At 68.3% G+C, this 25,935-nt stretch carries 24 protein-coding genes; 3 read left to right on the top strand and 21 right to left on the bottom strand.

The features are described from left to right. Positions 1-45: 45 nt before the first annotated feature. The 6 genes from LRP67_RS05680 to LRP67_RS05655 form a co-directional block, all read right to left on the bottom strand. Entirely contained in the window at positions 46-597 is a 552-nt protein-coding gene (locus LRP67_RS05680) for a hypothetical protein (protein ID WP_231269209.1), read from the bottom strand. 184 nt (positions 598-781) lie between these two features. Further along, positions 782-1,669 carry a TIR domain-containing protein gene (locus LRP67_RS05675; RefSeq protein ID WP_231269208.1) on the bottom strand — a complete coding sequence of 296 codons (888 nt, stop codon included), beginning with the start codon at positions 1,667-1,669 and terminating at the stop codon, positions 782-784. 308 nt (positions 1,670-1,977) lie between these two features. Then, positions 1,978-3,141 (bottom strand): hypothetical protein, encoded by a 1,164-nt coding sequence (locus LRP67_RS05670; protein ID WP_231269207.1) that lies wholly within the window; start codon positions 3,139-3,141, stop codon positions 1,978-1,980. A gap of 217 nt (positions 3,142-3,358) precedes the next feature. Then, positions 3,359-3,691 carry a hypothetical protein gene (locus LRP67_RS05665; RefSeq protein WP_231269206.1) on the bottom strand — a complete coding sequence of 111 codons (333 nt, stop codon included), beginning with the start codon at positions 3,689-3,691 and terminating at the stop codon, positions 3,359-3,361. Further along, a complete protein-coding gene (locus tag LRP67_RS05660) occupies positions 3,688-4,128 on the bottom strand; it encodes a hypothetical protein (RefSeq protein WP_231269205.1) in 441 nt (146 codons plus the stop codon). The genes LRP67_RS05665 and LRP67_RS05660 overlap by 4 nt, the downstream gene beginning before the upstream one ends. Positions 4,129-4,203: 75 nt before the next feature. Continuing rightward, on the bottom strand, positions 4,204-5,007 hold the full coding sequence (locus LRP67_RS05655) for a hypothetical protein (RefSeq protein ID WP_231269204.1): 804 nt from the start codon (positions 5,005-5,007) through the stop codon (positions 4,204-4,206). Positions 5,008-6,433: 1,426 nt separating this feature from the next. Between LRP67_RS05655 and LRP67_RS05650 the strand changes: the two genes are divergently transcribed. Both LRP67_RS05650 and LRP67_RS05645 read left to right on the top strand, forming a co-directional pair. Further along, a complete protein-coding gene (locus LRP67_RS05650; protein WP_231269203.1) occupies positions 6,434-7,306 on the top strand; it encodes a tyrosine-type recombinase/integrase in 873 nt (290 codons plus the stop codon). Between the two features lie 283 nt (positions 7,307-7,589). After that, on the top strand, positions 7,590-8,957 hold the full coding sequence (locus tag LRP67_RS05645; RefSeq protein ID WP_231269202.1) for a helix-turn-helix domain-containing protein: 1,368 nt from the start codon (positions 7,590-7,592) through the stop codon (positions 8,955-8,957). Positions 8,958-9,491: 534 nt separating this feature from the next. On the opposite strand, the gene LRP67_RS05640 is transcribed toward LRP67_RS05645, so the two are convergent. The 4 genes from LRP67_RS05640 to LRP67_RS05625 form a co-directional block, all read right to left on the bottom strand. Further along, a complete protein-coding gene (locus tag LRP67_RS05640) occupies positions 9,492-9,650 on the bottom strand; it encodes a hypothetical protein (RefSeq protein WP_231269201.1) in 159 nt (52 codons plus the stop codon). Positions 9,651-10,070: 420 nt separating this feature from the next. Beyond that, complete coding sequence (locus LRP67_RS05635; RefSeq protein WP_231269200.1) at positions 10,071-10,310, bottom strand: hypothetical protein; 240 nt, start codon at positions 10,308-10,310, stop codon at positions 10,071-10,073. A 130-nt stretch (positions 10,311-10,440) separates the two neighbouring features. After that, the gene (locus LRP67_RS05630) at positions 10,441-10,689 is read right to left on the bottom strand and encodes a hypothetical protein (RefSeq protein ID WP_231269199.1); all 249 of its coding nucleotides are present in this window, start codon (positions 10,687-10,689) and stop codon (positions 10,441-10,443) included. Positions 10,690-11,849: 1,160 nt separating this feature from the next. Beyond that, positions 11,850-12,554, bottom strand: a complete 705-nt coding sequence (locus LRP67_RS05625) for a hypothetical protein (protein ID WP_231269198.1) — start codon at positions 12,552-12,554, stop codon at positions 11,850-11,852. Between the two features lie 240 nt (positions 12,555-12,794). Between LRP67_RS05625 and LRP67_RS05620 the strand changes: the two genes are divergently transcribed. Further along, positions 12,795-13,670 carry a hypothetical protein gene (locus LRP67_RS05620; protein ID WP_231269197.1) on the top strand — a complete coding sequence of 292 codons (876 nt, stop codon included), beginning with the start codon at positions 12,795-12,797 and terminating at the stop codon, positions 13,668-13,670. A 181-nt stretch (positions 13,671-13,851) separates the two neighbouring features. Here LRP67_RS05620 and LRP67_RS05615 read toward each other — a convergent pair whose 3' ends face one another. The 11 genes from LRP67_RS05615 to LRP67_RS05565 form a co-directional block, all read right to left on the bottom strand. Further along, positions 13,852-14,901, bottom strand: coding sequence for an ImmA/IrrE family metallo-endopeptidase (locus LRP67_RS05615; protein ID WP_231269196.1), 1,050 nt, complete (start codon positions 14,899-14,901; stop codon positions 13,852-13,854). A gap of 6 nt (positions 14,902-14,907) precedes the next feature. Next, on the bottom strand, positions 14,908-15,567 hold the full coding sequence (locus tag LRP67_RS05610; protein WP_231269195.1) for a hypothetical protein: 660 nt from the start codon (positions 15,565-15,567) through the stop codon (positions 14,908-14,910). Positions 15,568-15,710: 143 nt separating this feature from the next. Continuing rightward, positions 15,711-16,961 (bottom strand): HNH endonuclease signature motif containing protein, encoded by a 1,251-nt coding sequence (locus LRP67_RS05605; protein WP_231269194.1) that lies wholly within the window; start codon positions 16,959-16,961, stop codon positions 15,711-15,713. A gap of 102 nt (positions 16,962-17,063) precedes the next feature. After that, entirely contained in the window at positions 17,064-17,582 is a 519-nt protein-coding gene (locus LRP67_RS05600; RefSeq protein ID WP_231269193.1) for a flavin reductase family protein, read from the bottom strand. Further along, positions 17,579-19,033 carry an amidohydrolase family protein gene (locus LRP67_RS05595; RefSeq protein ID WP_231269192.1) on the bottom strand — a complete coding sequence of 485 codons (1,455 nt, stop codon included), beginning with the start codon at positions 19,031-19,033 and terminating at the stop codon, positions 17,579-17,581. The genes LRP67_RS05600 and LRP67_RS05595 overlap by 4 nt, the downstream gene beginning before the upstream one ends. Then, entirely contained in the window at positions 19,030-19,896 is an 867-nt protein-coding gene (locus tag LRP67_RS05590; RefSeq protein WP_231269191.1) for a hypothetical protein, read from the bottom strand. The genes LRP67_RS05595 and LRP67_RS05590 overlap by 4 nt, the downstream gene beginning before the upstream one ends. Beyond that, positions 19,883-21,304: an NAD(P)/FAD-dependent oxidoreductase gene (locus LRP67_RS05585; RefSeq protein ID WP_231269190.1), complete on the bottom strand. Its 1,422-nt coding sequence runs from the start codon at positions 21,302-21,304 to the stop codon at positions 19,883-19,885. Before LRP67_RS05585 ends, LRP67_RS05590 begins: the two co-directional genes overlap by 14 nt. Continuing rightward, positions 21,301-22,455 carry an amidase gene (locus LRP67_RS05580; protein ID WP_231269189.1) on the bottom strand — a complete coding sequence of 385 codons (1,155 nt, stop codon included), beginning with the start codon at positions 22,453-22,455 and terminating at the stop codon, positions 21,301-21,303. Before LRP67_RS05580 ends, LRP67_RS05585 begins: the two co-directional genes overlap by 4 nt. After that, the gene (locus tag LRP67_RS05575) at positions 22,452-23,327 is read right to left on the bottom strand and encodes a polysaccharide deacetylase family protein (RefSeq protein WP_231269188.1); all 876 of its coding nucleotides are present in this window, start codon (positions 23,325-23,327) and stop codon (positions 22,452-22,454) included. Before LRP67_RS05575 ends, LRP67_RS05580 begins: the two co-directional genes overlap by 4 nt. Continuing rightward, positions 23,324-24,505 (bottom strand): amidase family protein, encoded by a 1,182-nt coding sequence (locus tag LRP67_RS05570; protein WP_231269187.1) that lies wholly within the window; start codon positions 24,503-24,505, stop codon positions 23,324-23,326. The genes LRP67_RS05575 and LRP67_RS05570 overlap by 4 nt, the downstream gene beginning before the upstream one ends. Beyond that, positions 24,502-25,917, bottom strand: coding sequence for a 4-hydroxyphenylacetate 3-hydroxylase family protein (locus tag LRP67_RS05565; RefSeq protein WP_231269186.1), 1,416 nt, complete (start codon positions 25,915-25,917; stop codon positions 24,502-24,504). The genes LRP67_RS05570 and LRP67_RS05565 overlap by 4 nt, the downstream gene beginning before the upstream one ends. Positions 25,918-25,935 lie beyond the last annotated feature (18 nt).

The raw sequence follows: 25,935 nt of genomic DNA, 5'->3' as shown, positions 1-25,935 counted from the left end.
AGACCTCGGAACCTGGCCTCGCTGTCGCCGAAACCGCTGGTTACATCAATCAGTCCCCTGTGTTGCAAGGACTCCTAGAACCAGCGGATGCTCGCGCTCTCCCGCCTCGCGGAGAGCGTCGATGAGCGGTCGCTCTGCATACTGTGCCCGCTCGGGCAGCTCACCGGACTCGCGGGCTTCACGTTCCGCCTGGCTCAGCCTGGCGAGTGCCGCGATATGAGGGGTGTCGATGCTTGCCAAGAGCCCGGAGATCAACTCGGATTCGTCGACCGACACTTCATCCAAGAACGCGTTCGCAAGGGCCTTGCCCAGCAGGCGGCGCTTTCCTTCGTGGGTCGACTCGGCCGCGCTTTGCATCGAACGCCAGAAGATCGACTCCAAGTGCTCAGAGCTCTGCAACCGGTCTCGCATAAGGCGCTCGTCCACCTGCTTGGCGATCTCGTTGAGGAGGTCGAACGCTCGGCGTTCTGCACGTTCTCGGTACCCAGAGTGGAGCTCAATCAGAAAGCTCCCCACCGGCATTTCTGCGAGCAGGGCACGCAGCCAAATTGCCGGGTGGCTGTCGTATTCGTCCTCGCCCATCGGTAGCAGGCTCATGGCCCTAGCCTTGCAGCAAACATACCGAGTCCTGCTGCGGCTCGTTCAATCAGGCGCGTGCGTCCCGGCGGCGTGCCCGGTTGGTCTGGTCGTTCTACCGCGGTGTGGGCGGGCCGAGTGCCGGCGTCGGCAGGGGTGGCTCGAGCTCGTGTGCCATGCGCACCAGGGGGGGTGGGTCGACGCCTCAGGTGATCCGGTTGGCGTCTACGGTGAATCCAACCGCCTTCAACTCTCCGACCAACTTCAACTTCCAGCCACCGCTTGCGTCGAAACCGATGTAGCCCACGCCGTAGTAATCGCTGAGAAGCTCGACTCCGTCCTCGTAGAGAACGGCAACGTTCTGCCGGCCCACCTTCCCGATCGCCCAGCCCAACTCGAAGATGACGTTCTGTCGAGCTCGTGCATTGAGCTCAGCGTCACCTCTGAGTCGGCCCTCATCATCCCCGGTCATGATCACGACCACGTAGCTGGATTCCGGAAGGTAACCCTCCAACTTCTCGATGATCGTCCTGCCTACATGCGGCTGCTCCTCGAGCACGATGAGATCGTCATCTGAGACCTTCTCAATGAAACGAGCGACTTCCTCCTTTGCCGCTCGATCGCGCCCGTGAACCAGGAAGATTGAGCGACCACTCTGCGGCTGGTCGGTGTGCACCGTCCCAGTGGTCTCGTCGTTCGAATCTCCAGGGCTCGATGCGGATCGATCTGCCGGTTCTGCAAGCTCATAGAACTCGACATCGTTCTTGATCGAATCGAGCCGTCGCGCGCGCTCATCGAGGTCCGCGAGGAGATCGGACGCCTTCTCGCTTGGCAGCTCCGTCAAGGTGATCCATTCCAAGCCTTGAAGCGTCGCGTAGTCGCTCTTGGGGCTCGTCGCATGCCACGGGACGGGGGCGAATGCGCTGTCGAGCAGCCGCTGGTTCCGCTCATCCCAGCTCCTGAACGCGGCGAAAAGCGCCGCCCTTTCGGCGTCTGTCGAAGCGGGCATCGCCCGCAACGTCCGGTACCGCTCGAGCGAGTCGTCGATCGAGGCTTGCAGGCGTTCAGGAGCCCAGCGAAGTTTGGCGGTCACGCGAGGAACTTACGCGATTGTGTGGACGCGACATGGCGCACGTCGCACCTCAAGGAGGCGTCAATCCGCCGCAATTCTGCAGCTCAGGGCACACGTGGCCCACTAGCATGAGCGAAGAATGGGCGCGATCAGCTGGATGCAGCTCTTCTCGTAGTTGCGGTCGCCATCGTGATCCTGGCGGTCCTGGATGAGTAGGGGTCAGCAGAGCGGCCCTTCTCTCGACTTTCCGCCACGCCCCGGTCCGTGTAGTCCTGCTGACTTCAGGCGGGCGACGACCGCGACCAGCTGACCTGAACGCCGGACCCTGACTAACGGGTGTCGCCCACCGGTTCGACCGCTTGCTCGACCTCGTCGCCTTGTCGCATTCCGTCGCCGACTGGCTCCTCCGGCACGCCATCGACTGACCCGGTGGCATTCAAGGCCTGATCTGTGTCGGCTGCAGGGATTTCCGGCTCCGAGCCGCCGGACGACTTCGGCTGGAATCTGGCCGGGACAAAGAGCCAGAGCGCGTTGCTTGGCAACCGATCACGGCCACCGTCCTCGCGCAGGAACGCGGCGTAGACGAAGAGGAAGCGGAGCAGCAGCGCCACTCCGACGAAGAAGACGGCCACGGTAAGGGAGCGGCCCCACCAGGGCAGCGAGTACTGGACGAAGGCCATAAGCACGACCGGAACGCCCATGCCGAGGACCGATAGCACGCTGAGAACCTGCAATCCGAGCCGAAAGCCCTCTGGCTGCCGAGTGGCGTCGAAGGTCTCCTCGGCCAGTCTTCGCTCCTGCGCTAGAGCCCTGGCCTCGTCCTCCGCACGCTCGACTCGGTTGCGCAGGGCCGCAAGGTGCACCTGGTCTCGGCGAGACATCGGCCTCATCGCCTGACCGCCCAGTGCCGCGAAGGGATTCCGATTGCCCGCTGCCCGCTTTCGGTGCTCACAGATGAAGTCGTATGCCCACTCCCAAGCATCGTCGTCGCCCGCCTCCACGCCCGTGCGACGCCGGAACTCGATCCAGCTCGGCTGGGAGCCGCCGGCCGGGACGAGGGGCCACATAATCGTGAAAGCGTCCTTCAGGTCGGCAGCGAGCGCGGCGAGGCGCTCGGTCATGAGGTCCTGGTCCAGGTCGGTCCCGTAGCCGCCCGTTGCGTCGACGACGTTGAGGATCGTCGGCTCGAAATCGCGGACGCGGATCTCGTCGTAGACCCTAGGGTCATAAAGGAACCAGTCGATGTCCTCGACATCCCTCGCGAGCCGTGCCGCCTTAACTTCCGTCTCGACTTCTGCCACACGGCGCCTAAGGTCCGCGACTCGGCGACCGGCCGCCTGCTGCTCGGCGTGCAGGGAGACGTAGCGCGAAACCAGAAGGCCACCGACGATCGCAACCAAAGCGGCAGAGGCTTGAGCGAGCGCGCTCAGCAGCCAGTTAACGTCAGCTGGGTCTGGCACTTCCGCCGCCAGGGTCGCAAGGTAGGTGAACACGTAGGCACTCTAGATCCGCAGGGTTGAGAGGCGGGGACGTTCCGGAGTCCGTGCTGGCCGGTCGTCTGCAGCATTCCGCCGCGTGCCGTCCGGTCGCGTCATGGCGCCGCTTGTCCGCCGCCAGGAACGCATGGTCTGCCGATGACAGGCCGCGTCCGCCCGCCGACTCATGCGACGCCCGGGGTACTGGACCACGGCGTGTGGGACGTGACGAGACCTAGCCCCGCTTCGCTCGCGCCTTCTCCAGTCGCGCGGCCATCTGTGGCGGTCTCGCGCCCGGCGCGTGCGGCTTCGCCGCGTAGCGCTCCAGGATTGCCACCTCAGCGTCGACGTCTCCGCGCTTGGCGTGGATGATCGCCAACTGTTCGTAGTACCAGGGGGCGACGCCCCACCCGGCGTTGTTTCGCGCTTCGTTCTCGGTCGCGTCCACCAGGTGTCCGAGCAATTCGACGGCCTCGTCGAGGCGACCCTGGCGCTTCAGGTTGTTCACCGTCTCGATGTACTCGGTGTAGTGCTTGCCGCCGTAGAAGCCCGACCGGTCGGTGCTCACATCGGGCCTCCCAATCGTTCGAAAGGCACCTGGGCCAACTGGTGTTCCAGCACCTCGACGCGCTGGCTGGCGGCGACGTCGTCATCGGTAATGGCCGGGTACGGCTCACCCGGCTTCACGGCCATGCGTGCGCCGAGTGCAGACGAGAGGTGCTCGTCCTTCGCACGCGCCTCATCCAGTTCGGTAACGAGGCGCTCGCGCCACGACTGGACGCTCTCCCCCGGCTCACGTGGCACCAGGATCGGCCACGCGTTGGCGAGGTGCTCGTCGGGCCAGCTGCGACTGACACCACTTTCTCGTGCGTCGCAGGTGCACGAGCCGACGAGCCGTCCGTCGGTCTGCCTGCGCTGAACGCGCGGGTCATGTCCCGGCACGACGGTCCACTCGTAGACCTGCCGCGGCGGCGCGTCTACGTCCGGTTCAGTCGGATCCAGCATGACCTGAACGGTAGGACGCTCCGCCGACATCGCTGAGCGCCACGCGGCGGCTACCTCTTCTCACGCGTGCGGGGCTCAGGCTCGCTCCTCGTATTTGTTCATAGCGAGAGTGATGACGTCTTGGGCGATGGACGCCGCGAAGAGCACTCGGTCAGGCGTGTTGGCGCGACGCACCTTCGAGACCAAGCCGTCGACAGGCGTGACCTCGCGGTTCATGAAGGCGGCGGAAGCCCATGGCCTGCCGTGCGCCATCCCGGAGAACAGACGCCATGCGCCCAGCGGTCCCGGTTTGATGCCGATGTTCAGTCCCTCGTCGAGCGCCTTCACCATCTCGACCGAGGTCACTCGCTTGGGCCAGTTCGGGCTGGTCGAGTCAATGCCTGCCGCGGCCGCCAACGCGCGCAACTGTTCCATCCGCTCATCCAGGGTCACGAGCGCGGTGGCACCCAGGTCGTCCGTCGCGTTCGTCGCATCCCGCACGTCCATCGCGTGCAGGCGCAACGTTCGCAAGACCCGCTCGCGCCGGGTTGGCGGTGCGACCAGCCAGTAGGTGATGGCCGCATTCTCGATGGCCCCACGAGCCAGGGTGTACGTGGCGTTGAGGTGGAGAGTCTTGTGCTCGGCGACCATGAAGGTGAGCGCGTGCAGATGGTCAAGGGCGACGCCCAGCGCCCCGTGAGCAGTGTGTGAGGTCTGATGCGGCGCCGTCGCTCGGTCGTCTCCAGCGAGGGGGCTACCAGGCGAGACCATCCAGCCCTCTTGCGCACGCAAGCCACCCATCTGAGCAGCCACCCAGACGTGCAGTTCCTCCAGAAAACGAACGACGTCATCATCCGAGAGTCGCTGTGGCCTGCCGCCGCCTTCAGCTGCTTCCTCCATGGGGTCATCCTGACGTCGAGGCCACTCTCCTGGCGCAAAACTGAAAGGTCGCTGCCTTCGGAGCACGTCCGTCCTCTGGACCACCGTGCGAGAAGTCGTAACGCGGAAGGCAGCGCTCCCGTCGGTGCTACGCGCAAGATGCCCGTCACTGCAGACTCCGCGACTGTCGAAGAGCGATCGCGACGAGAGTCTGCAGCCAAGAAGTGAGGGAACGCCCGCTCGTCGGCAACAGGACCGAACTGGAACATCGACTTCGACACATGGTTCATGTTCGATTTCTCAGCGCCGTTAGCCGGCACCAGATGCGTTCAGGCCTCTTGCGACCCGGCTATCGCCGACCTGCGTCTATCCGCCGCGTGCTGGCGTCATCCGGACAAGCGGTGAGGCGATCCTTCGACGAGACACTAAGTACCTGGACCACGTACAACGGACAGCGTGGAAGCTCTCACCTCTACGCACACTTCCCGGATCGACCCGCTTCTCGTGTTGTTGAGCGGCGGACCAGACAACGGAGCTACTGCGACTATCCGCACTGTCGAGGTCATTGGTGGCAAGCGCGCAGTCTTCGGACGACATGGCGACGGCTTCTATTGGTTGCCCGACCACGGGCACCGCGATGTGACTACTGGCCTCCTCATTGCAGAGTGGGCGGGACACCCTGACGCCAGGAGTTCGTGGAACGCCACCGTCTAGCGCCCAGCGGAAGTCGGCGAGTCCCGCCGCTTCGACCAATGGCTCAGCAGACGAATCTGAAGACGCTTGAGGCGAGTCGCGTAGGCCCGGTCGATGGCGTCTTCAAGCTCCACTGCCCATGTGTTTACGGCGATCTGCCTGTTGTCATAGGGAAGGTCGCTATATCGGTCAAACGGAATGGTGCTCCTCGTGACGAGCTCTCGGTCGTTCGGCGAGGGTAAATCTCGGTACGGGTAAGCGCTGCGGCGTGCGAGGGCAACGTCGCCCCAAGAGAGGGTTTCGAGCGGAGTCTCATCGATGACCGAGTCTGCGCTAGAAGGGACGCGGACAGGTCCGCGAGGACACGCTGCATCTCCTGGAGGGCTTGACGCCCGTCTTTTCGCCTGGCCCGGTCATTGCGCCACCCATCGAACCCAAGCGCGATCACAGCAGCAATCACGCCAGATGCGACGGTCGTTGCAAGGGTCACGACTGTGGCCATGCCGGAAGAGTAGATGCTTGGCACCGTCAGCTTGGCCATTGGCGCGTTCAGTTCGGCAGGTTGACGCCACGCCTGCGCGGGTAGTGCGTCCTTTAACCGCTCAGCGGACGGCGGCGGTCGGGGCGAGAGGACTAGCGTGGATAGGCCCAGACTCCGGTCACGTTGACGGCGGGCGGGCCGGACAGAGCCAGGCCGCCGCGAGGTGGCTCCATGTCATGCGCGACCGCACTCCTACCGTTCCAACCGACCGAGATGTCGCCAGCCCAACTGGCGGCGGTCTCCTACCTTGCTCGCTACTCGGGACATACTCACCGGCTGTACGCCTTCCAGCTACGACGCTGGTTCGTCTGGTGCGAGAGCAACGGGCTTGACCCGCTGCAGGGGATTCAGCGCGCTCACGTCGAGCTCTACATCCGCCAACTTGGGAGCTCGGGACTGATGGACTCCTCCGTCGTCACCATGATGCACGCGGTCCGTGGCTTTTTCCGGTTCGCGCACATCGACGGTCTCATCGTGTCGGACCCCGCCGTCTACGCGAGGCTCCCGAAAGTGCACCGCGATGAGTCTCGAACCCACGGGCTGGACCGGCTCGAACTAATCCGGTTCCTACAGGTCGCGCAGACCCTCACTGTTCACCACGGAGCCTTGGCTTACCTGCTCGGCATAAATGCCCTCCGAGCATCCGAAGCCGCAGCGGTGCGGATCGAGGACTACGCCGAATCCCTCCGAGGCCACCGAGTGCTGCACCTGGTCGGCAAAGGCAACAAGCCCGCCACTATGCCGATCACCGTGCCAGTCCTCCGGGTCCTGGAAGCCTGCCGTGGCCAGCGCACAACCGGACCACTCATCCTCCGACCAGTCTCGGGCAACCCGACCGACCGCCGCGACGCCTACCGGATGGTCGCCCGAATCGCGAAGGTCGCCACCATCCCCCGCCACATCAGCCCGCACTCCCTGCGGCACGCCGCCATCACCAACGCCCTCGATGCAGGCGTTCCACTCCGAGACGCCCAGATCCTGGCTCGGCATGCCGACCCGCGCACGACCGAGCACTACGACCGAGCCCGCGGCAACCTCGACCGGCACGGGGTCCATTTCCTGACTGCATACGTTGCCGGCGTCTGATCACTCCCTCAGCTCCGCCCAGAAGGGCTGGTCGCGATTTGCCCACCATCTCCAGAGGTGGCGGCGCCGAGCCAGCAGTCCCAGCCCTTCTACGACATCTGATCAGCGCGAGCTGCCCCCAGCCGGTGCGAGCAAGCCAGCGCACCTGGGCCAGAACATTGGGTCCAATCAAAGTCGCTCACACTCCCACGCAAGCAACTACCTTCGAGGACGAGGTCGACCCAATGCAGTTTGAGGGTGCTGTGTTACAGGAAGCGCACCCCAATCGATACCGAGGAGCAGAATGGCCACCTTCCGGTCCCGACGCATCGAGGCACTTTTCAACAGTCCGATCGATCAGCTTTCTGAGAGTCATATCCAGTCTCTTGTGACGTCGGGTGTCGAGGAAGCGTTCGACATCGACTACAAGGAAGAGCTGTACGGCTCGAACGACTCGGCTCGCCGTTCCCTCGCCGGTGACGTGGCTGCGATGGCAAACACGGCAGGCGGCGTGATCGTGCTGGGAGTGCAAGAAGACCAGCAAGCACGAGCGGTCGCGACGCCCGGCGTTCCTTTGAGTGACGCGGAGACAGCCCGAATGCGGCAGATCGTCGCGAGTTTGGTGGCTCCCCACCCAACGCTGGACATCCTCAACATCCCTACCGCCGGCAACCCGTCTACCGGGTTCTACATACTGGCCATTGCTCGCAGTGCAAGTGCGCCACATGCAGTGTTAATCAACGATGGATTGCGATACCCCCGTCACAATGGCGCCACCACTCGGTACCTTTCGGAACCCGAAGTCGCCGAGGCGTATCGCATGCGGCTCGACTCCGCGCGAACCCGCGTAGAGCGTGCGGAATGGATTGAGAATCAGGCAATCGAGATCCTCGAGCGCGACGTCAACCCCTGGCTCCTCGTATCTCTTGTCCCTGCTCTAGCAGGTGGGTTCGATCTGGACCAAGAAGCCTTCCGCACGTTCGAGAACCGGATGCTCGGACGAGAGGCGTGGTCAATTTGCCCGCACGGCGTCAGCTTTCGACATGTGCGAACTTCGCGAAGCCGGTTGATTGCGCACGGTGGAGTGAACAGTCCGGATGCTCAGTGGGCATCGATGGAGGCGCACGCAGACGGTTCGGGTACGTACGCGCTCCGGCTTCCGGATCTTCATCGCACTGCGAGAGAGAAGCAGACCGACCAGGCTCAAGAGATTCACACACTCGTCGACGATGAACAGCTCGTCCTCGCCGTGCTGACGGGCCTTATGCGCTTGGCCGAAAATGCACAGGCACGAGCTGGCGTCTCCGGAGACGTCGTGGTCCGAGCGCGTCTCCTTCCCAGTCCACTCGCGCGAGCGATCGAGATCGGCCACACGCGTTCCTTCGGCATCGGCGAGAGTCGTAGCAGCGTCGCTGTCGCCGGCGAACTGTCGCCAGCTGAGACTGCCGCCCCTGTCGAGGACCTGCTGGCAGCAACGCCCACTTTGATTCAGACGGCAGCACGACTGACCAACGAAATTGCACAATCCTTCGGGATCGCAGAGCTCGGTCAGCTGACCAGCATGGGCGCGATTCGCCGCCGCTACTGGAGCGTCAGCGGTAACACGCGCGCCAACCTTGAGAACTGGGCGGCAGCGGGTCCCCTCGACGTCATAGATGAGGTGCTCGGCTAGGGCGGTGGTCGCGCCCTCCACCGGCCGCTTCGCGCCGCGCGGAGCCTCTGCGCACCCGAGAACCCCGCCCGCTCCATGATTACGGCTCGAGGTACGCCGGGCCCGCTACGCCGCAGTCGAGGCATTTCCCAGGCGACTCCGCCCGGTCGATCGGGAGCGTGTGGGCCAGCACCCACGGCACCCTGCCGAGGCAGTGAGGGCCGCCTTCGTCGAGCGAACGGTGGTACGCCGGGTCGCCAGTCATCATTGAACTCAGCCCTTCATCGACGTGTCGAAGCCAGGAGACCGCGTCCCGAGGCCGGAGCCCCACCTCTGGTTCTCCGATCCACATGACCCTTCCCGAGGCCTCGAGCTCGTCGATGAAGCCCGCCGACCGCGCGCTTGATGTCCACGACATCCACGAATCAGTCGCGCCGTCTGCGAACGATCTGACCGAGCAAGCTCGCACTACAGTTGAGAGTTGTTCAGCGGAACTCGTCAGCATGGTCACTTACGGGAACTCCCGGTCGTTCCACAATACGACGTACCTCTCTCTCAACGCTCGGGTTCGTGTTCGCCTGAGCAAGGATTTGGCACCGAGGTGATGCCCGCCCATTGCTCCTGGTCGTTCTCGTCCTCGAGTGTGGTGGGATCCAGCGCCTCAAGGTCGAGCGACAACGAGTCGATGAGGCCTTCTCTGTGCAGCGCGAGCATGGTCGCGCGGCCACGCTTGGTCGGAGTCGCTGGGCTCGTCGACAGCCGCACCCCGGGGTAGCGCCTCCTCAGTGCCTTTGTCAGTTCGCGTGCACAGCCACGGCGCACGCAATCGGGGGAACTGAGTAGCTGACCGTCTGCAGACTTGGCGGATCGCCGTTCTTGTATGCGAACGAGAGACGACCGACCTCGATCTCCGTTCCTGTCAGGTGCCCGATCACTATCCCCTGCCGATGGCCCGGGACCGGCTCCTGCAGCGTGCAGCGGAAGTATCGCTCGTCCGCCTCGATAGGCGGTCCCGGATGCGGTGGCGGGATCACGGACCAGACGATAGGCGGAATCGTCGACGCACGGCACCCGGTCACATCCAATCGGCGTCAATCCGCCGCCTGAGGTCCCCACTCGCGGCAACCGGAGCCGTCAAGCGGCCGCTTTTCCGCCCAGAAGACCGACAATGGCTCCGAATCCCATCTTCCAACCGGTGGAAAGCGTGCTCAAGACGTCGAGTTGTTGCGCGGAGGGGTTGCTGACGGCCAGCGCGAGCACGACGTTCAGCAGCAGGCACAGGGTGCTCAGAGCGACGGTCACGCCGAAGACGAGGCGAAACAGTCCCGTCGCAGGGTCGTCGACCCGGCCAGCCTTCTTCGATTGATGATTCACGGGTGCACTCCTGGAGGGTTGCCACTTAGTGGCTCCCTCCTCAGGAGCTTCTATCTGTCACCTACGTGAGGGGCATCCGACACGGTTGCTCATGTGTCGACCGGCGACCCGTACCCGCCCTGGCTTCGGGCTATTGACGACTAGCGTACTTCGCGAGTGTCGACAGTTCGACGCTCGACACCCCGGACCGAATCAGGTCGCGGACCACCTGATCCGCTGCCTCTGGGCGCAACGTCACGTCGAGCTGGCAGTGAGGGCATCGCAGGCGCAACTTGTAATAGACATAGCGGATCCCACTGTCGCCCTTGGCTTCGATCCGTTCGAAGCCGTCCGCGAGGAGGTCGTCCGGTTCGTCGCTGGCGATGTCCTGGTCGTACAACACCGGAGCATGAGCTTCATCGAGAAGAAGGACGTAACCCTCGGGAGGCATGTCGTCCGCCGACGGCTGGCCTACGACGATCCAATGATCCTGTCGGCGTGCGGGGTTGCACCCACCGGTCCCCAAACGCGCCACCGGTGACACCCATCGTCGAGGCGCTCGATGTTCACCTTGACCTTCTTCAGGGTTCGGGAGCGCCGGCCGCCACAGCTACATGTGAACACGAGCGTCTTCACCGGGATCTGGTCAACGAACTTCGGGTTCGCTCGACTCACCTTTCCCTCCTCCTATCGTGCACTCCGGACCAATCGAGTTCATCATGTGCCAGGGCGCGCTTCCCATGCAGGACTCAGAGAAGAGGTGTCGTCGCACACGGCGAAGCCGAGCCGAGCTGCGCACGACGTGCGTCTTACCGCCGCGACAGCCCGCGGGAAGACTCCGTGATCACCCCAACCACGGTCCCGGTGGTTGTCCGATCACAGCCCAGACACGCTCAAACCGACTGTCGAACACCCGGTGCAGCTGTTCGCCGACGTCGAATAGCGCCTCGATGTATCCGGCCTCCCAAGTCGATGGGCCAGCTGCGGAGATGAGGGCATTCCGCAGAGCAATTCCGTTGACGCAACCTGCGAAGTCTTCACGGGGTTGCGGGGGTTCACCGAGAGCCTTCAGTTCCCGTTCAATGGATCGAGCGTCCAAGGCCGTCTCGGTCTCGTGCCAGCGCACCATCGGCTGTTCGCCGGTACAAAATGCGGCGCAGAGCACCTCGGCGGATCCGCGGTGATTGCCAAGCGCCGCCAAACTCCGGATCCGAGACTGAAGGCTGCCGGAGGTACCAACGTGCGGCACACACCCACCGCAGGTGATTACGTACACCCCGGGCCGAGCGGGCGCTCCAAGCCGACGGCGTACCAGCGGGATTGGTGACGTGAAGAGGTCGAGGTCGATTGACCACCGTTCCGCAGGACGGGTGTAGGGCACACGTCAACGTACATACCGAGATCCCTGACTGTCAGGCCAAGCACTGGCCAGTCGCGATGCGCCTGCACCTGAGGACAGATCGTGAGGGGCGCCGCCGCGACTGCCGTGTGTGGCACCTGACCTACGCATCGAGCACCCGGCTGCCCCCTGACACCAGCCGACGGGAGCTCGAACCGGCCCTATTCGCCGGCGGGCGGGACCGACCGGTCCTTCGGCTCCCGCCAACCGCCGGGAACCGGGTCGTCGACGATGCCGGCGTTGGGGGACGGCAGGTGCCGCTCCTCGATGTTTACCACGTAGCGGCGCCACCCGGCTCCGGCCTGGAATCGAGCGAGCCAGACCTTCGTCGACCCTTGCCGATCTTCTGGGTCTCGTTGCGCTCGGCCGCGGAACCAGACGTCCGAGATGCCCTCGGGGAGCTCCAGGTCCTCGACGTGCTCCGCCGGTGCACCGTCGTAGGTGTCGGAGAGTCGGTAGAAGTAGTGCGCTACGTCGTGGCCCCGCCCGAAAAGGAACAGGTGCCTCTCATCTGCGGGTTGCGCCAAGAGCTTGTCGAGGTTCTCGCACGCCCAGTCCGTGGCAAGCATCTCGGTACACACCTGCGCGAGCTCGCCGAAGCGCGTCGGAACTGAGCCGCTCTCACTCTGGGCGCGCCCCTCCCGCTTCGCGGCCGCCCATTCCTTCATCAGGACCGCGGCTGGGGGCGAGGTGATCTCGACGATGCCGCGCCGGCCCTGGCCATCCGGGTCGAGCCAGGTGCCGTCAGGCATCTTGTTGCCGGCGCCGGCATCCGCAAGCCGGATGTCGACCCCGAGGACCTCCTCCATGGCGAGGAATGCGATCTCTTCTTCCCGGTTTGCCTGCGCCCCGGCTGCGTTGCTCATGGCCCGGAGGATAGCCAGACGGGCATCGCCTGCGGTGCTTGCTTTCGCATAAAAACGTCAGGGAATGCGTCCGCAAAGCCCACCGGGAGCGCCACAGCCACGGTCGACGGCCACGGTCGATACCCACGATCGCTCGGGTCAGGCGAGTGTCGGGCCGCGCCACTGCCGTACCCTCACTACTCGCCTACCTCACCGCGATTCTCACTTGCCACGCGGTCCTTGCCGTGGTCCATTGCCTACGTGGCAAGCAAGCGAGAGCGAGAGAACGCCGCGGCGAACGCCGTGGTGCAGCAACTGACGGCTCTCACCGGCGGGGCCGTGCGCGGCTGTCTGCACGACGACAATTCCCGCGACCATATGCACGACTTCACCATCACGACTGAGGCGGACACAATCGCGCTCGAAGTCACCACCATTGCCGACGGGAAGCGTGTCGGGCGAGACCACCGCTGGAACCGGGCAACCCTCGACGACTGGGTCGACGTCCCGGGGCTAACAGGCTGCTGGCTTGCCCACCACGCAGGCGTCATCGAGGCCGACACGGCGATCGACGCGCTGCAGACCCACCTCCCCGCACTGGAGACGCTTGGAATCGAGCAGATCCACACGCCGCGGTGGCAGCAGCACGCGTTCGCGCCAGCCTCGCTTCGGCCACCCGAATGGGAGGCGGCACGCGCCCTCGACGGCGCCGGGTTCTCGATCCTCAGTCGCGTCACCGATGCCACCGCGGCATTGCTTGACGAACACGGTGGCCAGGTTTGGGTGGCCAGAGGGTTTGCGTTCAGCCGACCGGCCGACCGAAACCTTCCCGCCACGCTCGTCTCCGAGGAACTACGCGAGGACCACCTCTCAGACGTGCACAAGCTCCTGGCTGCCGATAACGTGACATCTCGACACCTGTGGCTGTGGGTCGAACTCACCGAGGGGTTTGCCATGCTCCGTTCCTTCGAGACACAGGGCCTGCCCGAGGTCGGGGTAGACATCGACGGCATCGACGGCGTCTGGCTCGGTCGCAGCCCTGCCGCCGGCTCCGTCGCCGGCTACGTATGGCTTCGACAGCACGGCTGGAGCGAGTTCTCGGGAACCCGAAACGAATCCGACCTCGGGGCCTGCTAGGCATGCAGACCTGCGCGACCGTCGCAAGTTGACGGGCTTCGCAGGCGCATCCCGCACGGTCACCTCACAGGGTGACCTCGTCATTCGGGACCGACGAAGCTGCGTCTTACCGCCGCGTTCAGGGCGCATCCAGATCCGTCGCGATGAGTGGCAGCTTTCGACATCGCGCTCTTTGAGGTGACTAGGCCGTCATGGGGACGAGGTGGCGCATGAAGTTGCGGACCTCGCCGGCGTTGAGATCGAGGGCGGCTGCGACCTCGCGGACCTTCAGGCTCGCATCCGTCCCGTACATGACCTTGCGTAATAGTTGCGAGGTCTCGGGCACAATCCCGCCGGGCTCTTGTTTGCGGTAGCCGCGCTCCGACAACGTGATGCAGGTCGAGCGGTACTGCCAGTCGCTGAGGAGTTCGAGCTCGTGGAGCCGGTGGGTGAGCGCCATGGCTGAGACCTTCCAGTACGACCTGGCCCTAAGGATTCGCTCAATTGTGGCGCCGGACATGGATTGGCTGCGCACTGCGGTGGCCGGCATGAGGAAGGCGGATGCGAACTCTTGCGCTTCGGCTTCGCGTTGTTTCGAGGTGCTGAGGTCCATCTCGAAGTCGCTGTGCAAAACGAGATGTCCGAGTTCGTGTGCAAGGTCGAACCTTTGTCGTTCGCCGGTCTTGCCTGTGTTGAGGAACGCGTAAGGGACGCCGTCTCGGTAGAAGCAGAATGCGTCGATGTCGCCGTACTCATGGTTGAGCGCTGACAGGCGTACGCCCTTGGACTCCAGCAGGTGAACCATGTTGGAGATGGGTCGGTCACCGAGGTTCCACTGGTTACGGACTAGGTCGGCTGCCTGGGACGGACTGAGCTTGTCGTGCGTCGGGACGTCTGCGACCGGGAGTTCGAATCGATCGTCGATTTCGCGGTAGAGCTCGAGGGCGAGCGAGGCTGATGCGAGGACGGCGTTGCGACGTCCGACGGTTGCCTTGCTGAGCTTTCGGAAGCTCGCAGCTTCGACCGGGACCAGATCGATCGCTTCGCGGTGGAAGAACCCAGCGGGCACGTCAAGCGCGTCTGCCAGCTTGGTGAGGTTCTCTTCGCTCGGTGGACGCTTATCGGTCTCATACTCGGTCAGCGACCTGAGCGACACGCTGCTCTCTTCAGCAAGTTTCGTGAGTGACCAACCGAGCCGAAGCCTCGCGAGCTTCAGCCTTGCTGGGTTGAAAGGCGCGGAGGGAAGGACCATGCTCTGTTAGCGGGGTGCAACGGGGACGTCGAACTCGTCGCCGCCATCCGCATCCGGGTCGTCGAAGGCACTCAGGTCGCCATCGAGGTCGAAGAAGTGCACCTTGATACGTTCGCCCCAAACGACCACACAACCGCTGTCGTTGGTGTCGACCGGCTGTGCGAGCTCGATCCGCAACCCCGGCCGCTCACCGGCGATGCGCTCGATAAGCAGCAGGTAGAACGGCACCTGACTCAGGCGCTCGTGGCTGGCCCGCTCTTTAAGGAGCACTTCGTCTAAGTCGGGGAACAAGCTCGGAACGAACGGCGCCTCGGCCAAACTCTCCCGCGTCGCGGGACCCTTCCGGTCGGTCCGCATGTTCCTAAGCCCGACGTTCTTTCCGGCCGACAGAGTGAACGACACGACACCCTTCGGGTGGAAGAGGCGGGGCTGCTGACGGACCTCCGCCATTGACCACCCGTTCTCGGCCAGGAGGATGTGGAAGTCCTCCATGCCGTCGTAGTAGATGTCGGTCCCACGCGACGATGGCAGAGCCCTGGCCGTGCGGTTGTTCGCCCTCGAAGCGCCGCGGCGCAAGCCATCATGGATCAGGGCACTGGACAGGCCCAACTCGTTCAGGCGTCGCTCATCATCCGGGCCGAACGGCTCTTCGGTGCTGATAGTCATTGGCGAGACCTTCCTGAAGGTGTTGCGCGAAACGCTACCACAAATGCGGTGCCGGATCGCGCAACCGGGACGCCGGTTGCTCAGCCCACTGCTGCACGCATCGGGTCAGCCTGACCTAGCCCATTCCACCGCTAACGCAGCACCTACGCGCCCAGCACCCACCGCCCCAGGGCGACCTGGCGGAAGGCGGGGCGGGGTGAGACGAGGAGGGGTGGCGAGGTCGACCGGTACTCGTGGCCAGTCGGGGTGGTGATGTCGACGGTGTGGCGGTCGTGGCCGCGGCGGGGCTGGTGGTGCCAGCCGGGCGACTCCTTGGTGTAGTTGCACGACTCGCAGAGGCCCTGGCCGTCGGCGGCGGAGGTGGGGCCGCCGGAGGCAGAGCGGACCACGTGGTCGGTGTGGCGGATCGGGGCGTTGCACCAGGGCCTGCGGCACCACTGGTCGCGCAACCGGACGAACGAGGCGAGCGCTCGGGGGAAGACCCGACGGCGCGAGTCCATCGCGACGAGCTCGCCGGTGCCGGGCCGGGCGTAGAGGCGGCGGACCCAGGTGCGCTGGTGGGCGTCGAGGTTGCGGAGCACGAGCTCGCGGGCGAGGTCGGCGGGGATCGGGCCGTGGTCGACGAGGCCGGCCGGGTCATGGGCGCCGGCGAGGAGCGTCCGGTCGCTCATGACGACCCCGATCGCGACCGGGACGACCGGGCGCCCGGCGTCGTCGCCCGCGCACCCGGTGACGCGGGCGACGAGCGCATCGGCCATCACCTGCCCGCGGCCGCGCGGGTCGCCGGTGGCCCGGGCCCGGTCGGCCTCGGCGCAGAGGGTGGCGTACGCCGCGACGCCGTCGGCGACGGGCAGCAGTGCCGTCAGGTAGACCATCGTGTCGGGCGCGGGCCGGATTGTGACGCCGCGCCCGGACTCGGCCCGGCGGCGGCGCTCGGCCACGGAGGCCGGGTCGAGGCGGGCGGCCAGCGAGCGCAGCCGGCCGAGCACCTCGCGGTCCGACCACGCCTCGAAGGCGTCGGGGTCGGCGGCGATCGCGCGGTCGACCTCGGCCCGATCCTCGAGGGAGAGGCAGGCGGTCTCGCGCGCGACGTTCATGACCCGCCACTCGGTGACGCGGCCGGCACGGAACGCCGCCATGGTGTGCGGCAGCTCGCCGGCGACCAGCGCGAGCCCGAGGTGCTGACGGCCGCGGTGCGGCGACTCGCGCCGCGCGAGCGCGACCTCGGCCGCGACGCCGCGCGGGTCGTCGCGGCTCTCCGCATAGGCCGTGGTCAGTCGCTGCTGCCGCGCCTGGGCGGCACAGACCAGCGTCTCGAGCGCGCGGATCTCGTCGACCTGATCGACGGGGTCGTTCGCGAGCGGAGCCTCCGCGAGCACGCCGGCGAGCTCCACCACAACGGTGGAGTTGACAGGATCGGCGAGATCGAACGTGTGTTCGATTGTACGCGACGGCGGCCGGCCCGGCAAGTGCGTGTGGACTGTGCGCTGCGACGTCTAAAGCTGCAGGTCGGCCAGCGCCCGGAACTTGCGGTCCTGGTAGACCAGTGGCGCCTTCACGCGGCGGGCGACCTGCTCGACGTGGACGACCAGCAGCAGGTGGTCGCCGAGCACGGGCCGCTGGGCCACGCGGCCGACGAGGACGCCCATCGCGTCGATGATGACCGGGGCGGCCGGGAAGTCCGGGTCGAGGTCGACGTGGTCGAACTTGTCGTCGCCCTTGCCCGCGAAGACGACCGCAGCCTCGCTGTGGTGGTCGGCGAGGAGGTTGATGGCGACCCGATCGGCCCGGAGGAAGTGGTCGTAGGAGCGCGAGGTGGCGCCGACGAGGACGCCGACGAGCGGGGGCTCGACGGAGATGTTGACGAAGCTGCTCGCGGTGAAGCCGATCGGTCCGTCGCTTGTGTGGGCGGTGACGATCGTCACCGGCGCGGGCACCCGGGCGATCGTACGGCGCAGCTCGTCGGCGTCCACGCGGTGCACGAGCTCCACCTCGAGCCGGTCGTCGGTGGTCACGGCAGCAGCCGATCCTCGGTCCAGGGCACGGCACGGAGGTCCGCGAGGTCGGGCGCGGCCAGGGCGGACTCGTGCGACGCGCGCTCCCGGGCGGCGACGTGCCGCTCCTGCAGGTCGAGCGCCAGGTCGCGGAACCGGGCGGACGCAGCGGCGAGCTCGAGGCCGGGGAACACGCGGTCGCGGTAGACCCAGCGCCCGGCGACCATCACGTCGGTGACGTCGGATGCCCGGGCCGCGGTGAGCACCTGGTTGGCGAGGTCGTTCGGTGGCAGGAACGCGCGGGCCCCGAGGTCGAGGACCGCGAGGTCGGCGGCGTACCCGGGCGCGATCCGCCCGACGTCATCCCACCCGCAGGCGGCGGCACCACCGGCGGTCGCCGCCGTCAGCACCTCCTCCACGGTCAGCCACGAGGAGGCCGGCCGCGTCGACGTCCGCGACATCAGCGCGGTGAGCCGGGCGGCGTCGAGGACGTCGAGGGCGTCCGCGGAGTTCGCCCCGTCGGTGCCGACGGCGAGCGTCACCCCGGCCTCGAGCAGGGCGCGGGTGTCGGCGGTCCCGGAGCCCAGCCGCAGGTTGGAGCCCGGTACGGCGACCGCGACCGAGCTGGTCGCGCCGAGCAGTCCCCGGTCCTCGGCGGAGAGCCAGATCGCGTGCGCCGCCGTCAGCCGCGGCCCGAGGACCCCCTGCCGGGCGAGCTCGGAGGTGATGGAGCGCCCGAAGCGGGCCGCACCGCTGAGTGCCTGGGGCTTGGACTCCGCCAGGTGCGTGTGCACCCGGAGGTCGTGCTCGTCGGCGAGCGCCAGGAGCCCCGCGACCAGCTCGGGCGTGCAGTGGGCGAGGATCGTGGGCGCGACCGCGGGAGCCACGAGCGGGGGGAAGGACTGCGCCGCGAACTCGCGACACCGGGCCACGACCGTCTCGGCCCGCACGCCGCCCGGGGGGAGCCCGCAGCACCCGCCGATCGCCGGCACCGCCTCGTGCACGGAGCGGTCCGCCACCATCGGCGCGAGGACGACGCGCAGCCCGGCGCGGGCGTAGCCGCGGACGGCGGCCGCGAGCCCGGCGGGGTCGGGTCCACCGGCCTGGGCCATCAGGTCGAAGGCGCCGGTCGCGCCGGAGGCGATCATCTCCGCGGCGGCCAGCAGCGCACACAGCTCGGCGAGCTCCTCGCTGCGCAGGCCGGACATCCAGCCGCCGTTGAGCAGCGAGTCCTCGAGGGTCCAGGTGCGAGACGCGCCCCGCGCCGGGAGGGTGTGTGAGTGTGTATGGGCGTTGACCAGGCCGGGCATCACGAGCCGGCCCTCGAGCGAGACCCGCGCGGCGTCGAGGCGCTCGGCGCCCTCGAGCCGGCCGACCTCGACGACGCGGCCGTCCTCGACGAGCACGTCGGCGGCGCCGGGCACCCAGGCCGGTCCGGTCAGCACGACGCCACCGGTCAGCAGCGTCCTCACGGCGCGTGCTCCTCGCGCCAGTGCCGGGCGACCCCTGCGCGCGTCGTGACCCACACGTCCTCGTGCCCCACGACGTGGTCGAGGAAGCGCGCCAGACCGGCCGCGCGGGCCGGATGGCCGGTCAGCCGCGGGTGCACCGACACGACGAGCATTCCCCCGCCCTCGGCGTACAGCACGTCGAAGGCGTCGCGCAGGTAGACGAACGCGTCCTCCGAGGTCGACCACCAGCCCTTGGCGTACTTGTTGTCGTTGTTGGAGAACGTGTGCGGGATGACGAGGTGGCGCTGTCCGGCGACCGCGACCCAGTACGGCAGCTCGTCGTCGTAGGCGTCAGAGTCGTAGGCGAGGCCGTGCTCGACCAGCAGCCGCCGGGTCTGCGCCGAGGGGGCGTAGCGGCAGTACCAGCCCTCGGGCGGGGCTCCCCACGACCGGGTCAACGACGCCACCGCGGCCGTGATCGCGGCGCGCTCCTCGTCGACGTCCATCAGGTAGTGCTTGTCGAAGCCGAGCCCGTGCCCCATGAGGTCCCATCCCGCGCTCCGGGCCGCGGGCGCGATGAGGGGGTTGGCCTCGAGCGCGAGCGCGCAGGCCGACAGGGTGGCGGGCAGGCCACGCTCGGTGAGCAGCCGGTGCACGCGCCAGAAGCCGACCCGGCTGCCGTAGCCCATCATCGACTCGGCCGCGAGGTCGCGGCCCGGCACGTCGACCCCCGCGGCGCCGGCGTCGGTCAGCGGCCACTCCCCCCGCTCGGCGCCCTCCTCGACGCTGACCGCGATATTGACGGCGAGGCGCGCCCCCTCCGGCCACCGCGGGTCGGGGCGCTCGCGGCCGTAGCCGACCAGGTCACGCTCAGCGCCCACCATCCGGCCTCCCCAGGTCGGTGAGCTCGGCGAGGTCGTAGCGGGTGTAGTCCTCGAGGAACGCGGCACCGTCCTCGAGGAAGAGCGAGCGTGAGAGGGCGTCTGCGAGGCGGCGGCCCCCGGCGCCGAGCCCGGAGTTCATGTTGCCGTTGAGTCCCATCGACACGCGCGCGCCGTAGGTGAAGTCATGGATCCGGCTCAACCACGGGGCAGAGCCGGGCGTGCGCTCGGTGAAGCCGAAGTCACCGTCGAGGTAGGGGTAGCCGGCGGTGGCCTCGTCCTCCCAGCCCGCCGGTGGCGTGAAGCGGTCGGCCCAGGTCGCGGCGTACGGCGCCACGTCGCGCAGCTCGGGCCGCGCGGCCAGGTCGACGTTGGGACCGGTGGCGCTGATCACCGCGTCGAACCGGAACTCTCCCGCCCCGGTCGCCACCACGATCTCGCCGGTCCCGGGGTCGCCGTCGACCTCGACGGACTTCCAGTCCGCCGAGGTGTGCCAGGCGAAGGAGTCCCACCCCGTGCAGCGGTGCCAGCTGGCCTGCGGCGGTGGCTGGTTCATGCGCTGGAAGTGCACGGAGTAGCGCCACTTGTCCTCGTCGGGCAGGTCGGGGAAGTGCGCGCCGAAGGCGTAGAACTCCATCCACCGGAACAGGTTCACGCGCGGCACCTCGGGGCGGCGGTAGAAGAGGTCGACGCCGGCGGCGCCGTGCTCGAGTGCCGCGCCCGCGTAGTCGAACGCCGAGGCACCGCCGCCGAGCACGCCGACCCGCTGGCCGGCGAACCGCGCGAAGTCGAGCCGCTCGCCGGTGTGCGCGTAGCGGTGGGGCGCCAGCGCGTCGCGAACCATCCGGGGCACGGTCCACTCGCCGTTGCCCGCGAGGCCGGTCGCAAGCACGACCCGCCGCGCGAGCCGCACGCCTTCGCTGGTCTCCACCTCGAGCAGGTCGCCGGCGGGCCGGATGCCCGTGACGCTCACGCCGTTGTGCACCCGGGGCTCGGTCACCTTGCGGAACCATCCCAGGTAGGCCTGCCAGTGCTGCTTGGGGATGAAGCGCAGGTCCTCCCAGGCGGCGTCGCCGTGCGCGGCGCGGTACCAGGCCTCCGGAGTCAGCGACGGCAGCCCCTGGTCGGGACCGGTGAGGGTCTTGGGGGTCCGCAGCGTGTGCATGGCGGCGTACGTCGTCCACGGGCCCTCGCTGCCGGCGGGCGCGGCGTCGAGGAGGAGCACGTTGGTGACGGCGCGCCGCTTGAGGGCGAAGGCCACCGTGAGCCCCGCCTGGCCGGCGCCGACGACGAGCACGTCGAGCACGTGCTCGCCGTCCCGGGTGCGAGGGCGGACCCACTCGGGTCGCGGGTAGGCGGTGAGCTCGAGGTCGCGGCGTACCCGCTCCTCGAGTGTGTCGAGCGCAGTCATCGGTCTCCTTGTAGAAGGGTGTCGAGCCAGCGGGCCCCGCCGAGCAGCGCCGCGTCACCACCGGCGAAACCGAGCAGCTGGACGCCCTGCGGCAGTCCGTCGACGGTGAGCCACGGCGCCGAGAGCGCCGGCACGCCGAGCAGCGAGGCGGTCGCGGGCATCCGCCGACAGCCTGTGGTGGCGTGGCCGGACGGGGCGGGGTTGGTGGTGGACAGGGTCAGCACGAGGTCGACCGTCGGAGTGAGAGCGGCCCAGGCCGCCTGCAGCTCGGCGCGATGCCGCAGCGCGGCGGCGAGCCCCTCCGGCCCGATCGCGTCGGCGTGGGCGACCATCTCGCTCAGCCGGGGGTCGGGCTCGCCGGCCGCGACGTAGGTGCGCAGCAGCGCCGCCGACTCCCCCGCGAACAGGTCGAAGCACGCCTGGCCGGACCCCACGACCGCGGCGTCGAACGCCGCGAGCCCCGGGTCGTCGTCGACGAACTCGACCCCGAGCCCGCGCATCCGGGAGACGAGCCCGGCGAGCGCCGCGCGGGTCTCGGGACGCGGGAGCCCGCCGTCGTCGAGCCTCAGCAGCCCGACTCGAGGCGGTGCCGGCGGACCCGGGACGACGCCCAGCACGTCCAGCACGGCCGTCAGGTCGGTCAGCGAGGAGGCCATCACGCCGAGGTCGTCGAGGGTGTCGGAGAGCAGGTGCATCCCGCCACGCGGCAGGGCGAGGTGGCTGGGCTTGAACCCCCACACGCCGCAGTACGACGCCGGCCGGATCGTCGAGGCCTGCGACTGGCTCGCCAGCGCGACCGGCACGAGGCCGGCGCCGACCGCAGCGGCCGACCCCGCCGAGCTGCCGCCCGGCGTGTGGCCGGGAGCGCGTGGGTTGTCGGTGGGCGTCGTGGTGCCGCAGGCGAAGGGCGTGCTGGTCGTGATCGCGGCGATGACGGCGCCGGCGGCCCGCAGGCGGGCGACGGCCTCCGCGTCGGTCCGGGGCACCCGGTCGGCGAAGAGTGCCGAGCCGAGCCCCACGGGCATCCCGGCGACGTCGATGATCTCCTTGACCCCGACCGGCATCCCGGCGAGCGGCCCGTCCCCGTGCGACCGGTCGTCGGCGACGTGGGTGAAGGCGCGCAGGGTGGCATCGGCGCTGCGCAGCGTCATGGGGCCGGCACCTGCGCGGCGTACCAGTCGTGGATCTGCGACGACGTCACCGCGGCGACGCCCGCGGTCGAGGCGACGGCGGAGGCGATCCGCTCCAGCTCCCCGATGCGGTGCGGGACGCCCATGATGTGCGGGTGCAGCCCGATCGGCATGACCAGCGGGTTGCGGGCGGCCTCGTGGGTGTGCCGGTCGAGCGTACGGAGCGCGCGGTCCTCGAGCGTGCCGTCGGCCTGGAGGCCCACCTGGTAGGTCGTGACGTCGTTCAGCGTGAGCGTGTAGGGCAGCCCGAGGATCGGCCCGTGGTCGGTGCCGAGCCAGACCGGGCGGTCGTCGACCATCCAGTCGTGGTTGAACTCCAGCCCCGCCGCCCGCATCAACGAGAGCGAGTCGTCGGTCTGGTTCATGCCCGGGCTGAGCCAGCCGCGAGGGCGCCCGAAGCGCGCCTCGATGCGCGTCAGCGCCTCCGCGATGACCGGCTCCTCGGCCTCGTACGACTGGATCGACTGCTGCCGTACGCCGTGGGCGACGACCTCCCAGCCGCGCGCCTCGACCAGGTCGGCGACCTGGGGGTAGTGATCGATGACGTCGGCGTTGAGCGCGACCGTGACCGCGCTGCCGAGCGGCGCGAGCGCCTCCACGAGCCGCGGCAGCCCCGCGCGCAGGCCGTAGAGCACCCAGGAGTGGTTGGCGACGTCCGGGACGACCGTGAGCCCGCCGGGTGCCGGCAACGCTGCCCGCGGCATCGGCCGGTCGAGGGTCCAGTGCTCGAGGTTGACCACGACGTTCACAAGGACCGAGGCCCCGTCGAGCGGCTCCAGCCGGGGCGCCTCGGAGGAGAGGGCGAACGGCGCCGGGGGCCTGCGCTCACTCATGCGATCTCCTGGGCGAGGGCCAGCAGCAGCTCGTCGTCGCCGGCCAGGCCGAGCAGCGAGGTGCCGATCGGCGCCGTCGTGCCTGCGGTCCGGTGCACCACGCTGCCGGTGGGCAGTGAGAGCTGGGGCACGCCGGCCAGGGAGGCCGGCACGACGAAAGCAAGGTTGCGGTCGCGGTAGGCGATCAGGTCGGCATGCGGCAGGTCGCGCAGCGGCGCCGCGTCCACCGTGGTCGGCAGCACGGCGAGCCCGTCGTCGAGCAGCTCCGTCAGTCGCTCCACCAGCAGCACCTGCTGTGCCTCGGCGGCGCGCACCTCGGCGTCGGTGACGTCCGCGGCCGCGAGGATGCGCTCGCGGATGCCCTCCCCGAGCTCGGGCTCGTCGCGCAGCACCCACTCCCCGTTGCTCTCCCAGACCTGGCGGCTCATCAGCGGCCAGAAGACCGGTAGCAGCTCGGATGGCAGGGGGGAGACGAGCAGCGGCTCCTCCACCAGGGGCAGGCCGAGGCGGTCGGCCCAGGCCGCCGCCACCTGCCGCACGTGGGCGGCCACGTCGGGAGTCGCCAGGTCGAGCAGGTCGGTGAGCAGCACCAGGCGGCGCACGTCGTCGCGCCCCCGCCCCGCCGCGTCGTGGGCGAGCACCCCGAACGCCGCGGCCACCGGGCCGAGCGTGCGCGCGAGCAGGCTGACGGTGTCGAAGCGCGGCGCCATCGGACGGACCCCGGCGGTGTCGATGCGCCCGTGCGTCGGCCGGAGTCCGACCAGCCCACAGAACGACGCGGGCGAGCGGATCGACCCGCCCGTGTCGGTGCCGAGCCCCAGGTCGGCGTCGCCAGCGGCGACGGCGCTCGCCGATCCGCTCGAGGACCCTCCGGGCACCCGGTCGGGCGCGGAGGGGTTCTCCGGGGTGCCGAAGTGGCTGTTGACACCGAACATGCCCATCGCGAGCTCGTCGGTGGCGCTCTTGCCGACCACACTCGCCCCGGCGCCGAGCACCCTGGCGACGGCGGCGGCGTGCCGGGTCGCCGGGGCTCCCGCCGCCAGGCTGGGGTTGCCGGCCGCGGTGACCCGACCGGCCACGTCGTAGAGGTCCTTGACGACGACCCGCACGCCGTCCAGCGGCCCGTGGGACGTGGGCCGCAGGCGCACGTCGCCGTCAGGTGCGAGTGCCCCGGTCACAGCCCGTAGGTCCCCAGGAAGTCGCCGACGAGAGCCTCGGTCTCGGCGAAGGGGTAGAAGCGGTGCGCCTGAGCCCGGACGACGGCCGCATTGCCGGAGTAGAAGCGCTCGTACTGGACGTGGCGCCCCGCGAACTCCGAGCCGACGAGGTCCCACGCGAGCTTGAAGAGCTTCACCCTCTCCTGGACCGGCAGGTGGTCGGAGCCCATGACGACGTCCATCCCCTCGGCCGCGACCGGGTCGTCGAAGTCGCGCACGGAGGACGGCACCTGGATCACGCCACCACCGGCGAGCTCGCCGAGCAGCTTCACCGCTCGGGGGTAGACCTCGGTCTGCATGCCGAGGGCCGCGTAGAGGTACTTGCCGGCCGGCCGGAGCACGCCGTGCTCATCGGGCTCGGCGAAGGCGTGCGCCGACTCCGTGAGGGCCTCGGAGACGGTCTGGATCATCGAGATCTCGGCGAGCTGGCCCTTGATGGCCATGTCGGTGTCGCGCCCGTTGGCCTTGGCGACCAGGCTCGCGACACCCGTGAGGAACCGCAGCTTCGCCGTGAGCCGGACGATCGACTGGAGGTTGCCGATCTGGTGCGCGGCGGTACCGAAGAACTGGCTGTTGACCACCTGCACGCTGCCCGCGGCGAACACGGACTCCCACGGCACCAGGACCCGGTCGAAGACGACCATCGCGTCGGTCTCGTCGTAGCGGTTGGAGAGCGGGTAGTCGAAGCTCTCGCCCGCGGTGGCGTAGGGCCTGCGGCAGAGCAGCCGTAGGCCCGGCGTCCCGACGGGAATGACGAAGGACAGCGCCCGCGCCGTCTCCTCGGGCGCGAGCGGCCGGATGCTCGTCACGAAGATCGCGTCGGCCACGGCCGCGCCGGTGCCGAGCATCTGGGCGCCGTCGACCACGATGCCCAGGTCGGTCTCCTCGACCAGGACGACCGGCCGCACCCGGCTGGTCGGGTCGTTGGGGTTCTGCTGCGGCGGCACGATCGAGTTCGTCACCCACAACCCCTCGGCCGCCGCCTTGTCGTGGTAGGCGAGGACGCTGTCGCCGAGCTGGTGGGTGTCGGTGTCGAAGAGCTCGGGGCGGGAGGAGAAGCCGGCGAGCAGGCCGGAGACATGGTCCGGCCCGCGGCCGATGAAGCCGTGGGTCAGCCTGGACCACTCCTCCAGCGTGGCCTTGCGACGATCGTGCTGCTCCCGGGTCCGCGGCACCGTGAAGATCGCGAGCCGGCCCGTGTCGGGGTCGACGAGCGGCGAGCCAGGCAGGCACGAGGCGTCGTAGACGGCCGCCATGGTCTGCACGACCCCGGCGAACGCCGGGTGCTCGGCCACGTTGGCCACGAGCTCGCCGTCGACGTAGACGGACCGGCCGTCGTCGAGAGCGGCGGTGTAGTCGGCTCCGGTGCGCAAGGTGCACTCTCCTTCGAG

Source organism: Nocardioides sp. cx-169, assembly GCF_021083605.1.
Taxonomy (GTDB): domain Bacteria; phylum Actinomycetota; class Actinomycetes; order Propionibacteriales; family Nocardioidaceae; genus Nocardioides.
Note: the sequence above shows the minus strand (reverse complement) of the source record. Positions and strands in the feature narration are given on the sequence as shown.